Genomic DNA, 15,925 nt, shown 5'->3' on the forward strand with positions numbered 1-15,925 from the left:
GTGTCATCGTCTCCATTTGTGAAGAGCTTCACAGTTTTCCGCCTGAACCGACAGCTATATTAAGGGCGAGGAGGTCTCTAACTTTAAGGAGAGATGAAGATGCAGAAGAAACATTCACCGCTTTATAACCGCTTAAAATACTTGTCTCCGATCGAAAAACACGCCAATGCACACAGTCAGACGACGTATGAGCCACGTGATTGGGAAAATGCCTACCGCAAACGGTGGCAACACGATAAAGTCGTCCGCTCCACGCACGGCGTCAACTGTACCGGCTCGTGCAGCTGGAACATTTACGTCAAAGACGGCATCGTCACGTGGGAAGGGCAACAGCTCGACTACCCGTCGACTGGCCCCGACATGCCCGATTTTGAACCGCGGGGCTGTCCGCGTGGGGCCAGCTTCTCTTGGTACATTTACAGCCCGCTGCGGGTGAAATACCCGTATGTGCGCGGTGTCTTAATCAACATGTGGCGCGACGCCTTGAAAGAACATAGCGATCCGTTATCTGCCTGGCGCAGCATCGTCGAAGACCCGGACAAAGCACTTAGGTACAAACGAGCCCGGGGCAAAGGCGGTTTCGTTCGAGTCGACTGGGAAGAAGTGTCGAAGCTCATCGCCGCTTCGCTCCTGTATACCGCTCTCACGTACGGACCGGACCGCAACGTCGGCTTTACCCCCATTCCCGCGATGTCGATGGTGAGCTACGCTTCCGGGGCCCGCTTTATGCAATTGATGGGCGGTCCGATGCTCAGTTTTTACGACTGGTACGCCGACTTGCCGCCCGCCTCGCCACAAATTTGGGGCGACCAGACCGATGTGCCGGAAAGCAGTGACTGGTACAACGCCGGTTACATCATGACGTGGGGTTCCAACGTACCGCTTACGCGCACGCCGGACGCGCACTTCCTCGCCGAAGTGCGTTACAAAGGGACGAAAGTAATCTCCGTCAGTCCCGATTACGCCGAATCGACGACGCTCGCCGACGACTGGATGCGGGTGAAGCAAGGGGCGGACGGCGCGTTGGCGATGGCGATGGGCCACGTCATTTTAAAAGAGTTTTACGTCGACAACACCCACGATTACTTCATAAATTACGCGAAACAGTACACCGATTTTCCTTTCGTCGTCACCTTGCGACCAGAAGGGGAACACTTCGTCCCCGATCGCTTCTTAAACGCTGCAGATTTAGGAAAAAACGTCGGCAACGGCGAATGGAAGCCGCTCCTGTACGATGAGACGCGCGGCGATTACGTCATTCCACAGGGTACGCTCGGCGCCCGCTGGGAGGACAAGACGAAGTGGAATTTAGAAATGGAAGACGAAGAAACAGGTGCCCCAATTGCCCCGCGCCTTTCATTTAAAGGAATGAGTGACGAAATCGGCACCGTCAAACTACCGTACTTCTCCCACGAAGGGAACGACATTTTGTACCGTCCCGTACCAGTTAAAAAAGTGGTCTGCAACGGACAGACGTTTTACACGACGACGGTGTTTGACTTAGTGCTGGCCAACTACGGCGTCGATCGCTTACTTGACCACAAGAGGCAAGTAAGTGGCGACGAGGGGCAAGTGAGTGGCGATGGCAGCCAAGAAAGTGTCCACAAAGGTCAGGAAAGCGGCCATGGCGGCCAGGGAAGTAGCGGTGTCGATCGTAGCTGCAGTTGGGACGTGGCGAAAAACTACGACGATCCGATCCCGTTCACCCCGGCGTGGCAAGAAAACATTACAGGGGTAAAAAAAGAACTCGTCATCAAAATCGCGCGCGAGTTTGCCCAGAACGCCCTAGAGACGAAGGGCCGCTCGATGATTATCGTCGGCGCCGGCATTAACCACTGGTTTAACTCGGACACGATTTACCGCGCCGTGCTCAACTTAGTGTTGTTCGTCGGTGCCGAAGGGGTCAACGGCGGCGGGTGGGCCCACTATGTCGGGCAAGAAAAACTGCGCCCGATCGAAGGTTGGCAAAACATCGCCACCGCCCGCGACTGGCAAATGCCACCCAAACTGCAAAACGGCACGTCGTTCTTCTACTTTGCCACCGATCAATGGCGCTACGAAGAACAACCTGTAAGCGAGCACGTCTCACCCATCGCAGGGAAAGCGCGCTACGACCATTACGCCGACTACAACGTGTTAGCCGCGCGCCTCGGATGGCTTCCGTCTTATCCGACCTTCGACAAGAACGGCTTTGACCTGTACCGCGAAGCCGTAGCGGCAGGCGCAAAGACACCGCAAGCGATTGGAAAGTATGTCGCCGAGCAGCTGAAACAACGTAAGCTGCAGTTCGCGATTGAAGACCCTGACCACCCGAACAACGTGCCGCGCAACTTGTTCGTCTGGCGTGCCAACTTAATTTCGAGCTCGGGCAAAGGGCACGAATACTTTTTAAAACATTTACTCGGGACGTCCCACGGGCTAATGAACGACGACGAAGACAGCTTGCGCCCCGAAGAGGTTGAGTGGCGCGAACAAGCTGTCGAAGGAAAGCTCGACTTGCTAATCTGCCTCGACTTCCGCATGGCCGGAACAGCCCTTTACTCCGACATCGTCTTGCCGGCGGCGACTTGGTACGAAAAGCACGATCTGAGCAGCACGGACATGCACCCGTTCATCCATCCGTTTAACCCGGCGATCCCGACTCCGTGGGAATCGCGTTCGGACTGGGACATTTTTAGAACTCTCGCTAAAGCGGTCACCGAAGTGGCGGACGAGGCCGAGTTGGCACCACTCAACGACGTCGTTGCAACGCCGCTGCTGCACGATACGCCGCAGGAGCTGGCACAACCGCTCGGACACATTGCCGACTGGAGTAAAGGAGACTGTGAACCGATCCCCGGCCAGACGATGCCGCAAATTCACATCGTCGAACGGGACTACCGCCGCATTTTTGACAAGTTTACCGCCCTCGGGCCAAACATTAAAAAACTGCCCTACGGTGTCAACGGCATCAACTGGTCGGCGGAAGAAGAATATGAGCTGTTGAAGAAGGAACTCGGGACGGTTCAGCGCACGTTAGGAGAGGACGGGATTACGGAGGGCGGGGAGAAGGCAAACCTAGCCCCACAATCGCTCGACTGTCCAGATTTGTCGACGGCGAAACACGCGGCTGAAGCGATTTTAACGCTATCGTCGACGTCGAACGGCAAAGTGGCAGTAAAGGCGTGGCGCGCCCTCGAAAACAAAACGGATCTCGAACTGGTCGACCTCGCGGCTGACCGCGAGCGGGAACGGTTCACGTTTGCCGACATTACGGCACAGCCGAAAACGGTGATCACCTCCCCCGCCTTCACCGGGTCGGAACAAGGTGGCCGCCGCTACGCCCCGTTTACGAACAACGTGGAACGGCTCATTCCGTGGCGTACCGTGACCGGCCGCCAATCGTACTACCTCGACCACGAAATGATGCGCGAGTTCGGGGAGAGTATGGCGACGTTTAAGCCGATCTTACAGCACCCGCCCTTCCGCAAAAACCGCCTGCAGGCAGCAGGCAAAGAGATCGTACTCAACTATTTGACGCCGCACAACAAGTGGTCGATCCACAGCATGTACTTTGATTCGCTGCCGATGTTGACCTTGTTCCGCGGCGGACCGACGATCTGGTTGAACAAAGACGATGCCGCCGCCATCGACGTCCACGACAACGACTGGCTCGAATGTTTTAACCGCAACGGCGTCGTCGTCGCCCGCGCCGTCGTCTCGCACCGCATCCCGCGCGGCATGGCGTACATGCACCACGCCCAAGACCGGCACATTAACGTCCCGGGGTCGCGCCTTACGAACAACCGCGGCGGCACCCACAACAGCCCGACGCGCATTCACGTCAAACCGACACATATGATCGGCGGCTACGGGCAATTAAGCTGGGGCTTTAACTATTACGGCCCAACCGGCAACCAACGCGACTTAAACGTCGTCATCCGCAAATTGGAGGAGGTCGATTGGTTTGAAGATTAAAGCACAAATCGGAATGGTCATGAACTTGGACAAATGCATCGGCTGTCACACGTGCAGCGTGACGTGTAAAAACACGTGGACGAACCGTCCCGGGACGGAATACATGTACTTCAACAACGTGGAAACGAAGCCGGGCATCGGCTATCCGAAACGGTGGGAAGACCAAGAGGCGTACCGCGGCGGTTGGGAAGTGAAAGACGGCAAGTTGCAGCTTAAATCCGGTTCCAAAGCGAACCGGTTGCTGCAACTGTTCCACAACCCGCACATGCCGACGATCGACGACTACTACGAACCGTGGAACTACGACTATGAGAAACTGACGAATAGCCCAGCGCGTCAAACACAGCCCGTCGCCCGGCCCAAGTCGGCGATCACGGGCGACTACATGGACATCGAGTGGGGCCCAAACTGGGAAGACGACCTCGCCGGCGCCCACGTCACCGCGCACATCGACCCGAACGTGGAAAAAATGGAAGAAAGCATCCGCACCGAGTTTGAAGATGTGTTCATGATGTACTTGCCGCGCCTGTGCGAACATTGCCTGAACCCCGCCTGCGTCAGTGCCTGTCCGTCTGGTGCGATGTACAAGCGCGAAGAGGACGGCATCGTACTCGTCGACCAAAACGCCTGCCGGGCATGGCGGCATTGCGTCTCCTCCTGCCCGTATAAGAAAGTTTACTTTAACTGGAACACGAACAAAGCGGAAAAATGCACCTTATGTTTTCCGCGCATCGAAGCGGGCAAACCGACGATTTGCTCCGAAACGTGCGTCGGGCGCGTGCGCTACCTCGGCATCATGCTGTACGATGCTGATCGCGTACAAGAAGCAGCGCTGGCGGAAGAAGACAAGCTGTACGAAAGCCAACTGGACGTCTTTCTCGACCCGCACGATCCGGACATCGTGGCAGCGGCCAAAGCAGAGGGGATCCCGCGCGCCTGGATCGAAGCGGCGCAGCGCTCCCCCATTTACAAAATGGTGAAAGAGTGGGAAATCGCGTTGCCGCTCCATCCGGAATACCGCACGTTGCCGATGGTGTGGTACATTCCACCGCTCAGCCCGATCATGAACATGTTTGAAGGGGTGGACAGCGCGGCCGAGGCGGACGACATCTTCCCTGCGATCGAGCAAATGCGCATCCCGATCGAGTATTTGGCTAACTTATTAACGGCGGGCGACGAAGCGCCGATTCGGACGACGCTGAAGAAAATGGCGACGATGCGCAGCTACATGCGCAGCTTGCAAACGAATAAACAGCCCGATCTCGCCCGCATGGAGCAAGTCGGTCTCACCGGACAGGACATCGAAGAGATGTACCGCCTGCTCGCCATCGCCAAATACGATGACCGCTTCGTCATCCCCGCCTCCCACCGCGAAGGAGTGGCTGACCTGTACAGCGAACGCGGCAGTTGTGGCCTCGACTTTGCGGGCGGACCTGGTGCGTGTGGCACATTGTCCTGAGATGGACAGCCACGTTGTGTATATTAATGAATTGTGTGTGTTAATGAATTGTGGGTGTTAAGGAAATATATAGTGGAAGCAGGTGATCGCGATGAATAATGGACACGATGAAATGAACAACGCACATGTTCCTCCATCCGGAACCGTACAACACGTGTTGGGCATATGTTCGTATTTGTTATCGTATCCCGACGAGATGTTTCAGCAATCCCTCGCGGAAATCGAGCATGAGATCGCTCAACTGCCAGCACACAAAATGACAGCTTCTTTACAAACCTTTTGTACCGAGGCTGAGAAACTACCTTTACCCGCATTGATCGACACGTACGTGTACACGTTTGACTTCGGCAAAAAAACGAACTTGTACGTCACGTACATGACGAGCGGCGAACAGCGCGAACGCGGACAGGACTTGCTCTATTTAAAAAACCACTACAAACAGCACGGGTTTTCCGCGACGGACGCGGAACTTCCCGACTATTTGCCACTCATGTTAGAGTTTGCCGGACAAGTAGAAACAGCGGCCTTCCAGCCGATTTTCGCCAAGTACTACGCCAACGTGCGCGAAATAAGCGACAACCTTCACGCACAAAACAACGTTTACCGCCACGTCCTTGCGGCGATCGTCTCGGCATTGCACGAAGTCGGCATTACAGATCATTGACCGTCAAAGGAGTGAACACGTCATGTTAGAGCAGTTTTTATGGGTCGTCCTCCCGTACATTGTGCTCACCGTTTTTATCGGCGGCCACATCTACCGGTACAATCGCGATCAGTTCGGGTGGACCACCAAATCGAGTGAATTGTTGGAAAATAAACTGCTTCGTCTCGGGAGCAACCTTTTTCACTGGGGGATCGTCGTCGTCTTTTTCGGCCATGTACTCGGCCTGTTAATTCCAGTCGCCTTCTACGAATCGCTTGGCATTAGCGAGTCGCAATACCATATGCTGACGTTAATCGGCGGCATTCCGGCCGGCCTTGTGGCAGCGTGCGGCTTATTCATACTCATGTACCGCCGCATGACGGTGCGTCGACTGATCGCCACGAGCACGCCTGGCGACTACGTCGCCCTCTTCTTTCTAGCCATCGTCATTTTGTCCGGTTTGTCGGCGACGTTTTTGAACGTCAATCCGCACGGCTTTGACTACCGTACGACGATCGGACCTTGGCTACGCGGTGTGCTAACGTTCCGCGCTGACGCGAGTTACTTGACAACTGTCCCCGTGTGGTTCAAAATTCACATGCTCGCCTCCCTCGGATTGTTCGCCGCGTGGCCGTTCACGCGACTCGTTCACGCGTTTAGCGTTCCACTGCGCTATTTGTCGCGCAGCTACGTCATTTACCGCAAGCGGAAGCCGCAGGAGCACACATTGTAACGCTCGTGGTGTGACGCACATTGGGTGTGACGCACATTGTAACGCTCGTGGTGTGACTCACATTGTGCCGCTCGTTATATTCGTTTAGACCTCTTAGCCTCCCCCTTGCCGAGAGGTCTTTTTTATGCAATGGGTTTGGTGCGTGCTGCGCGCCCGTGCATAAACTAACTTGCCTCAGAATAAAAATGTACAAGCATTGCGGTACACGAGTTGATTGTTATTAATCAGCGAGGGCATACCGAAATAGAAGACCGAAAAAGACTGTTTGACAAACATGGTAAACATACTTATATTATAATTCATATCTAATTAGGGGGATTAATGTCATGCAAATACTGCGCGTCCTATTAACAGTACTCGTACTGATCCTCGCATTGGCAGGTTGCGCAAGCAGTGAGAGCAACGGATCAGCACAAGACGAACAGACTTCGGCAAAAAAACAGGCGAACAACAGTCAGTCTAAAGGAGAAAAACGTGATTCGAAGCAAAGCGATGCCAACCTGTTAGAAAAAATTAAAGCGGAAGGAAAGATCCGCATCGGCACAGAAGGTACGTACCGCCCGTACACCTTTCATGACAATGCAGGCAAACTGACGGGCTTTGACGTCGAGATCTCCGAAGAAATAGCGAAACGGCTAGGGGTTTCTGCCGAATTTATGGAAACGCAATGGGACGGCATGTTCGCTGGTCTCGACGCCAAACGGTTTGATATCATCGTCAATCAAGTCGGCATTCGCCCCGACCGCGAAAAAAAATACGACTTCTCCCATCCGTACAGCGTATCCGCGGGGTCGCTCGTCGTGCACAAAGACAACGAAACGGTGAAGAGTTTTAACGACGTTAAAGGTTTAAAAGCGGGGCAATCGCTCACGAGCAACTGGACCGACATCGCGCGGGAACACGGCGCAGAAATCGTCGCCACCGACGGTTTTAATCAAGCGATCGAGCTTCTCGCCAACAAACGGATCGACGTCACGATCAACGATGGCCTGTCGATCCTCGATTACTTGCAGCAACATCCGGACGCCCCGGTAAAAATTGTCGCCAAACACGAGGAACAATCCAAAAGTGGCGTCACTTTCCGCAAAGGCAACCGCGACTTAGTCGAAGCTGTCAATAAAGCGTTGGACGAAATGAAAGCGGACGGCACGTACCAAAAAATATCCGAGAAATGGTTTGGTACCGATGTTTCTAACTGATTATGATCGGTACATCGACATCGTGTGTAACTCTTTTTTGCCGCTATTGAAGGGAGCACTGTTCTATTCGTTAACACTGACCGTCCTATCGTTTGCAATCGGCATGTCACTCGCAATCGTTACGGCGCTCGCGCGCCTGTCGCCTTTTAAACCGCTCATTTGGCTGGCGCGCGCATACGTTTCATTCATTCGCGGCACGCCGCTACTCGTGCAGCTGTTCATCATTTTTTACGGATTACCCAATCTTGGGGTGACGTTAGAACCTTTTCCGGCCGCGGTGATCGGCTTTTCCCTCAGTGTCGGCGCCTACGGCTCGGAAATCGTGCGCGCCGCCATTTTATCCATTCCGAAGGGTCAATGGGAAGCGGCCTACTCGATCGGCATGACATATGTACAAGCGTTGCGCCGTATCATTTTACCGCAAGCAGCGCGCGTTTCGCTACCGCCTTGGGCGAACTCGTTTATTAGTTTAGTGAAGGATACGTCACTCGCAGCAGTCATCCTTGTCCCGGAAATGTTCCGCAAAGCGCAAGAAATCGCCGCCGCCAACTACGAGTACTTACTCGTGTATAGCGAAGCTGCACTCATTTACTGGATTATTTGTTTCTTCCTGTCGCTCGTTCAAGACCGCCTGGAACAGAGACTAGACCGCTACGTGGCGCGGTAATATGACGACGAACGTAAAACCGACAACAAAATTGCTAAGCTCGACCAAGGGGTGGCACGCATTGATACACATCGCGAACTTGTATAAATCGTTTGGACAATTGCCTGTACTCAAAGGGATCGACTTGACGATCGCCCAAGGTAAGGTCGTCGTCGTCATCGGACCGTCCGGCTCGGGAAAAACGACCTTGCTCCGCTGTTTAAACGCATTGGAAACACCGACGAGCGGCACACTGCAAATCGGTGATATCCGCTTAGATTTTTCCACGGCAGTGACGCGCCAACAAATTGCCGCACTGCGAAAGCAGACGGGGATGGTGTTTCAAAATTACAACTTATTTCCCCATATGACTGCCGTGGAAAATGTAATGGAAGGATTAATGACGGTCAAAGGCAAACAAAAGACGAGCGCTCGGCAAAAAGCAGCCAGACTGCTCGCACAAGTCGGTTTGGCGGGCAAAACGGACGACTATCCTTTCCAGCTATCCGGCGGGCAACAGCAACGGATCGGCATCGCGCGGGCCTTAGCGATGGACCCGCGCGTGATGTTGTTCGATGAGCCGACGTCGGCACTCGATCCGGAGTTAGTACAAGACGTGCTAAAAGTCATTAAGACGTTAACTGGAACGGGGATGACCATGGTCATCGTCACCCACGAAATGGGTTTTGCCCGCGACGTCGCCGACGAAGTGATCTTCATGGATGGTGGTGTCATCGTCGAACGGGGCGAGCCAACGGCGTTGTTCAACCGACCGCGAGAAACGCGCACGAAGCAGTTTGTACAGCGCATCGGTTAACTATAAATCGACTGGCATTTAAATCAGTCACTCTAAAAACTGAATCTGCACAATCTCTGCTAAAGAAAGTGCTCCTAAAGAGTCTGCTTTACTCCCGAACACGCGAATCTGATCGATAATGCCGCGGAACATCCGATCGGGGGCATAATGACGTGTCACACTGTTAAAGTGCCCGACGGTCAAGGCGGGGCCGATGTTTGAACCCGTCATCCCTCGGCTATAATTTTTGGCTACGTCGAGTGTCGCGTCCACTCCTTGTGCCCCAAAGTAAAACTTCACTTGTGCACTACTTAACGCTGCATCGTACGTGACAGCAAAAAACCGCCAATTTGCCGCACTAGCATTGGCATCGGTCGGGATTTGACCCCCTGAACTGATCGCCGGGCTACCGTCAGGCCACTGATTAATGCCGAGTTGTAATGCGCCACTGCTTACATACACTAAGTCGACACCTTCGCCGCCATTATTGATCCAAGAAACGATGCGGTTTCCTCCAGAACCAGTGACTGCACTATTGTTGTTCACCCACCCCGTAATCGTAAACGACTTAAGTCCTTTTAACGGTTCAATTTGCCCTGTCAGATCGATCGCATACCGATCAGCGACAGTACCAAAATCAAGGGCGCTCTGTCCCCCGCTCGGGGCTGCATTCGCCGTCCATAAGGGACGATTTGCCGTCAAGGTTGCCTGCGGATAACTACTAGAACTAGTCCCAGTATTGGCCGTCGCCGTGCCACCGTTTTCGTTGAAAAGCAGTTCGATAATCGGCTTTCCGGGCTCTGGGGTCGGTTCGCTGTGTCCAGGAGGAGGGAAATTTTTGGTCGCATCGTCAAGAACGAGAACCCAATCGTTCCCCCGACCACTAGACGGCGGTGTAAACGAGCGAGTCCCGCTATTCGGAAATTGTCCGATGAGAGTTGAAGTGCCTTCTCGCGGGTTATACCAGTATGTTTTCACTGTTCCTCCGGAAATTTTCGTCATGTCGACCGTGACCGTGTCCCCGAGCGGAGTGTAGAGAAACGCGTAACTGCCGTCGGAAGACCGAGTCGCTTGCATATGCCCCGCCCCACTGACTTGTCCTGCCGCGATAACGGATTGATCGGGAATACGCGTAAAAAACGGCCGTCCTTCAATGAGCGTACGGATGTGAGACATATGCGATGCCCCGGGAGCATCGAGTGAGTCGTACCAATATCCGATCGGATCAAAGGCTGGGTTACGTCCAGGTGCATACATTTGCCAAACGCTATTATGGCCGTAAGTGATACCGTGTGCACCGGCAAACAACGCCCAGTATTCCGCTTGGCGCACATCAAAATCGGTAATTCTACCGTTGGCAGGGTTAAAGCCGGATGGAATTGTTTCATATCTCGGTTCGCCGTCGATCGTCGGCTTGGCAGGTGTTAGATTATAGTCGTTCGCAATCATATTGTAATTATCGTGGTCAAAGTGGTGCGCCGATTGTAACATGTTAAAATCTAGCCAAGTGTCATTGTGGAACCACGCAGAAGAGGAATTTATCCCTTGTGGATGGAATGTCATTAAGTGTTTCCCGCAATCCCCTTCAGTGAGCCCCCGTGCCATCTCGCGCCAAACGCTTTCAAAGCCCGTCGGAATTGTATCCCCGCCGAGTACCCATATAATGTTAGGCACATCCCTGTAGCGGTTACTAATATATTTTCCCCAATTGTAAGCATTGGCAAGTCCCTGATTCTGAGGATTAAACGCCCCCCACGTTTCGGTTACCTGGTTGCCCCAAGTCGGCAGCACCGCGAGGTAAATCCCTTTTGCCTGTGCACGGTTAACGACATAATCGACGTGCTCAAAAAACGGTTCATTCGGCTGGTTCACATCACCGTTAATGACCGGTGGGTGTCCGTAAGCGTTCGGATTGACTGTCCCTCCGTATGCCGACAAGATGACGGCTTGAATCGCAGTAAAACCTTTCTGCCTTCGGTTTTCCAAATACATTTCCGTTTCTTCTCTCGTCAGTCGGGTGAACAGCTCCCACGCCGTATCTGCCATGTAAAAAAACGGCGCTCCGTCCACATGTTGCAAATAGCGGCCATTCGAATGAAGGACTAAATCCCCGCCATTAAAACCAGTTGACCAGGTACTTCCTACGGTTTGAGACAACAAATATCCCCCCATGTTCAAAATGTGATGAAGCAGTTGCGCCCTACCTATTAACCTTTTATGAATTCATCAATAATTTTATGACGAATTTCAGGGGGGAGGGAGGAGTAAGTCGCACGTGAATAGATGTGAATGTTCCTTTACCTACCGACAGACACAGTTAAAATAGAAAAAGCGAACAGAGACCACTACGGCAAAACATACAGTAAAATAGCAAAAAAATGCGTCACCGACCCGCCGAGGACGAACAAATGCCACACCGCGTGGTGAAACGGAAAACTACGCCACATGTAAAACACCGTACCGACCGTATACAGAACACCACCGACGACGAGTAGAACGATCCCTTCAACAGAAAGGTTTGCCGTTAGCGGTCGCCACGCAAGGACGATGATCCACCCCATGGCGATATAAATGAGCGTCGAAGTGAACAAAAACTTTTTCGTGAAGAACAACTTAAAGACGACTCCGAACAGAGCAATGCCCCAAACGATCCCGAATAGAGTCCATCCTAAGGTTCCATCTAATACCGTTAAAACGATCGGCGTATACGTGCCAGCGATAAAAATATATATGGAAGAGTGATCCATAATCTCCAATATATCCTTCGCCTTCCCCTCTGGGAAACTGTGGACGAGAGTCGAAGCTGTATACAGTAGCAACATCGAGACTCCGTAAACGGTAAAACTGACGATATGCACCGCTGTCCCTTTTAACGAAGCGAAGACGATAAGTAGGATGAGCCCCGCTAGACTAAGTAATCCACCAATCCCGTGTGTGATCGCGTTCGCTACTTCTTCCCGCCGCGTGTACGTGTGTGTCGTTGCGATTGTGCTCCCGACCTTTCTCCGTGTAATGTGACCTCATTATACCTTATCCTTTGCTCTTTTTCTTGTCTACAATAAAACCTCTAGCAATCGTGACCAGTAAGACGCATCCCCATTTTTTGTAAGACATTTCCCCTCAATTCCTTTAATCGACGCGTAATCTGCGTGTTTCCATCGCAAAGTTGACTAATAGTATCTTTATCTTACCAATTTTCCCCGTTCCTGTACAGGAACAAGTTACTACTGTACGAGAACAAGAAAGAGATCCAAAAAAGAGATCTATCCACTTGCATATCTTCATGTCCGAAAATATGTTTTAAATAAAAGTCATCATTTCCTTTACAACACCTTGTATTTCGCCTATTATTTTATTATGTATTTTGGACGAACCTTCGGTACTGTCGCTGCACACAGGTGGATCCGATCGCCACTGTTGATTAATAGACGCCTATCGCCTATATTCGCAGTAATCTGTATATTACGCCCAATCCAACGATAGTATATGTTGCTTGTAAGAAAAAGTTGTCCGCGCTGTAAACGTTTTTACTTTGAGCACGCGCTTCACGCGCACATTAAACACGTATTGTACGGAGGGATCTGAATGAAGTCTATCAAATCCGCGACGGGAGACATGACTGGAATGCCGAATCACTTAGAGAACCCACCACCTGGAAAGGAGACGGTGAAGAAGGAAAAAAAGGGGAAAGTGCCGCACATATATGTTATTCTCTTTCTAATGACCGCCCTCGTATCATTAGCTAGTTACGTTATTCCCGCAGGACAATTCGAGCGAGTGGAAGGGCCGACGGGAGCACAAATTATTCAGCCCGGCACGTTCTCCTTCATCGAAGCGACGCCCGTCAGTTTTTTTGACTTTCTACTTGCCATTCCAAAAGGACTCATCGAAGCGTCCGAAATCGTCTTCGGTACGTTAATGATCGGTGGCATGTTTGGCGTCATTAGCCGCACTGGCATCATCGACCTCGGCGTGAACAAGTTAGCCCACCGCTTTTCCGACAAAGGCATTTGGATTATTCCACTGCTTATGGTTCCGTTCGCTATTTTTACAACTTTTACGGGACAAGTTGAGTTATCGCTCGTCTACTTACCAATCGTCTTGCCACTCATTTTGCGCCTTGGCTTTGACAAAATAACAGCAGCCGCAATCGTCCTTATTTCGACCATTGCCGGCTTTGGAGTCGCCCTAACGGCCCCCGCGAACCTAGGAGTCGCACAAAGGGTTGCCGAAGTACCCCTCTATTCGGGTATGGGCCTCCGCTCGGTGTTACTGACAATCATTCTACTAACCGGCATCGTTTACGTGTGGCGCCATGCGAAAAAGGTGCAGGCCAATCCGGTATTAGCCAAGAATGAACAGCAACAGCTCGCGGCGAAACAAACACAAGTGCCAAAAGCTTCGAAAAGACAATTAATTGCTTCTGTCGCCCTATTGTTGCTTTTAGGTGTTATGATTTACGGCATGATCGTTTACAAATGGTACTTTCTCCAACTGTCCGGGCTGTACATCTTGATCGCCGTAACAGTAGGACTCATCGCCGGACTCTCCTCGTCACAAATTTCGGAGGGTTTCACCGAAGGATTCCAAAATATTTTAGTAGGTGCACTCATAATTGGTATCGCCCGCGGCATTTCGGTCGCCTTAAACGATGGCAATATATTAGACACGATCGTTTACGGCATTAGCGAATTACTGAACGCCGTACCCGAACCTGTCACTGCCGTCTTTATGTTGCTCGTCCAGGGATTGTTCAATTTCCTCGTCCCGTCGGGAAGTGGACAAGCGTTAATTACGATGCCGATCATGACCGGGCTAGCCGACCTCGCCGGAGTCACAAGGCAAACAGCTGTTCTCGCCTTCCAATTGGGCGACGGCTTCTCAAACATTTTTTATCCGACTTCCGGCTACTTCATGGCTACTCTCGCCTTAGGAGGCATTCGGTGGGAGAAATGGATTCGCTTTATCCTCCCGTTACTCATCTTGTGGTATACTGTGGGAGCTATTTTCCTCGTCATTGCACAGTTGATGAACTGGGGACCGATTTAAACTTGCGGAGGTAGATTCGAGTGACAATTCGCGTCGGTCTAATTGGTGTAAGTGATACGCTCAAAATTATGCAAGAAACGGCAGGCGAATTCCAAGAGGTGACTTGTCTGCCGCTCTGCCACGAGCGTTTGGAGGAAATTCCCGATCAACTAAACATACACGATGACGCTGTCGATGTCTGGCTTTTTTCCGGGAGACTTACTTACCGTATGCTGGAGAAGTCCGGGGTTAAGACTCCTGCCTTTTACGTCCCTTATACGGGATCGAGTGTGTATCGTATTTTGTACACGATTGCTCAGGAGACGGCATGTCACCCGGAGCGTTTAAGCTTTGATTTTTTGGAGCGTCAGGCCCTTGCACACGTCTTTCGAGAAATCGAGGCGCCAGCTAAAAACATACACCTATGCCCGGAAAGCGACCAAGTGCAACGCATTGCCGACTTCCACGAATCGCTTTGGAAAACCCGGCAAACAGAAGCGGCAGTCACCTGCGCGTGGGAAGTGCATTGGGAACTTCAACGACGCAACGTCCCGACATACCGGGTCGTCCCGACGCGCTCAGCTGTTCGCTCGGTCTTAAATACTGCGCTCCGTACGGTAGAAATGCTCCGTTTTAAGGAAATGCAAATCGCCGTGCAACTCGTACAATTGGACATGACCGAGGAGTTACACGCCGCAATGACTGTTTCCGACGATATTGCGCAGCACGAACTAAAGGTTACGGAACATTTATTAAATTACGCAAGACATTTACACGGTTCGCTAAAACCTGCTGGCCTTAGCCGCTTCGTTATTTTTACAACCCGAGGCGTGCTACAGAAAAAAACAGGAAACTTCCGCCACCTCCCCGACACACCCGAAACGGAGGCCATTAAAGGCATCGCAACTGCTAGCGGGATCGGTGTCGGTTCATCTGCTCTCCATGCCGAAGCGCTGGCCGGAAAAGCGTTAGCTTACGCCAAGCAATACGGAAATGGTTCATGGTTTACTGCGTTGGAAAACGAGGCTGTCGTCGGACCGCTTGGCAGCATCGATACAGAATGGCACGCCCTGGGCGCTGAACAGGCCCGACAAATCAGCCAACAAACGCACATGGACGTCGCCACGGTCATGAAGGTCGGCCTCGCGTTGCGCCAGCGAGGTAACGATGTGTTTACCGCACAAGAATTGGCACACTACATGCGTATTGTGCCTCGAAGCGCCCGGCGCATTCTCAGCGCCTTGGAAAAAGGGGGCTACGCCGTGGTCATCGCTAGTGAGAGTCCCCGACAACGCGGCCGACCACCTAAACGGTACAAAATAACGCTCGGGTCACAACCGTGATCCGAGCCCTTTAGCTTAGTTAATTATCCCACTTCGCAAAAAAATTGAATAGAAATTGGTTTATAGGCAGGATCTAAGCCGCGTCTGCCGAACTCCTTTAAACACACATGTTTGAAAATAC

The 15,925-nt window shown here is 52.2% G+C and carries 11 protein-coding genes; 9 read left to right on the plus strand and 2 right to left on the minus strand.

Translation table 11 applies throughout. The features are described 5' to 3' along the window. The first annotated feature begins 99 nt into the window (after nt 1-99). The 7 genes from BN1247_RS09095 (at nt 100) to BN1247_RS09125 (ending at nt 9,454) form a co-directional block, all read left to right on the plus strand. On the plus strand, nt 100-3,957 hold the full coding sequence (locus BN1247_RS09095; RefSeq protein ID WP_054950099.1) for a nitrate reductase subunit alpha: 3,858 nt from the start codon (nt 100-102) through the stop codon (nt 3,955-3,957). Continuing rightward, nucleotides 3,947-5,416 carry a nitrate reductase subunit beta gene (narH, locus tag BN1247_RS09100; RefSeq protein WP_054950100.1) on the plus strand — a complete coding sequence of 490 codons (1,470 nt, stop codon included), beginning with the start codon at nt 3,947-3,949 and terminating at the stop codon, nt 5,414-5,416. Before BN1247_RS09095 ends, narH begins: the two co-directional genes overlap by 11 nt. Nucleotides 5,417-5,507: 91 nt before the next feature. Then, the gene (gene narJ, locus BN1247_RS09105; protein ID WP_054950101.1) at nt 5,508-6,080 is read left to right on the plus strand and encodes a nitrate reductase molybdenum cofactor assembly chaperone; all 573 of its coding nucleotides are present in this window, start codon (nt 5,508-5,510) and stop codon (nt 6,078-6,080) included. A 22-nt stretch (nt 6,081-6,102) separates the two neighbouring features. Continuing rightward, the gene (gene narI / locus BN1247_RS09110) at nt 6,103-6,792 is read left to right on the plus strand and encodes a respiratory nitrate reductase subunit gamma (protein ID WP_054950102.1); all 690 of its coding nucleotides are present in this window, start codon (nt 6,103-6,105) and stop codon (nt 6,790-6,792) included. Nucleotides 6,793-7,118: 326 nt separating this feature from the next. Then, on the plus strand, nt 7,119-7,991 hold the full coding sequence (locus tag BN1247_RS09115; RefSeq protein WP_054950103.1) for an amino acid ABC transporter substrate-binding protein: 873 nt from the start codon (nt 7,119-7,121) through the stop codon (nt 7,989-7,991). After that, entirely contained in the window at nt 7,978-8,658 is a 681-nt protein-coding gene (locus BN1247_RS09120) for an amino acid ABC transporter permease (RefSeq protein WP_054950104.1), read from the plus strand. Before BN1247_RS09115 ends, BN1247_RS09120 begins: the two co-directional genes overlap by 14 nt. A gap of 61 nt (nt 8,659-8,719) precedes the next feature. Next, nucleotides 8,720-9,454 (plus strand): amino acid ABC transporter ATP-binding protein, encoded by a 735-nt coding sequence (locus BN1247_RS09125; RefSeq protein WP_054951583.1) that lies wholly within the window; start codon nt 8,720-8,722, stop codon nt 9,452-9,454. Nucleotides 9,455-9,481: 27 nt separating this feature from the next. Here the strand turns inward: BN1247_RS09125 and BN1247_RS09130 are convergent, their stop codons facing one another. Continuing rightward, entirely contained in the window at nt 9,482-11,590 is a 2,109-nt protein-coding gene (locus BN1247_RS09130) for an apiosidase-like domain-containing protein (RefSeq protein ID WP_054950105.1), read from the minus strand. A gap of 188 nt (nt 11,591-11,778) precedes the next feature. Further along, entirely contained in the window at nt 11,779-12,420 is a 642-nt protein-coding gene (gene trhA / locus BN1247_RS09135) for a PAQR family membrane homeostasis protein TrhA (protein WP_054950106.1), read from the minus strand. Nucleotides 12,421-13,018: 598 nt separating this feature from the next. On the opposite strand from trhA, the gene BN1247_RS09140 reads away from it, so the two are divergent. Both BN1247_RS09140 and BN1247_RS09145 read left to right on the plus strand, forming a co-directional pair. Further along, complete coding sequence (locus BN1247_RS09140; RefSeq protein WP_231633223.1) at nt 13,019-14,482, plus strand: YfcC family protein; 1,464 nt, start codon at nt 13,019-13,021, stop codon at nt 14,480-14,482. Nucleotides 14,483-14,502: 20 nt separating this feature from the next. After that, complete coding sequence (locus tag BN1247_RS09145; RefSeq protein WP_054950107.1) at nt 14,503-15,804, plus strand: helix-turn-helix domain-containing protein; 1,302 nt, start codon at nt 14,503-14,505, stop codon at nt 15,802-15,804. The last annotated feature ends 121 nt before the right edge of the window (nt 15,805-15,925 follow it).

It is taken from the genome of Numidum massiliense, assembly GCF_001375555.1.
In the GTDB taxonomy this organism is placed as follows: domain Bacteria; phylum Bacillota; class Bacilli; order Thermoactinomycetales; family Novibacillaceae; genus Numidum; species Numidum massiliense.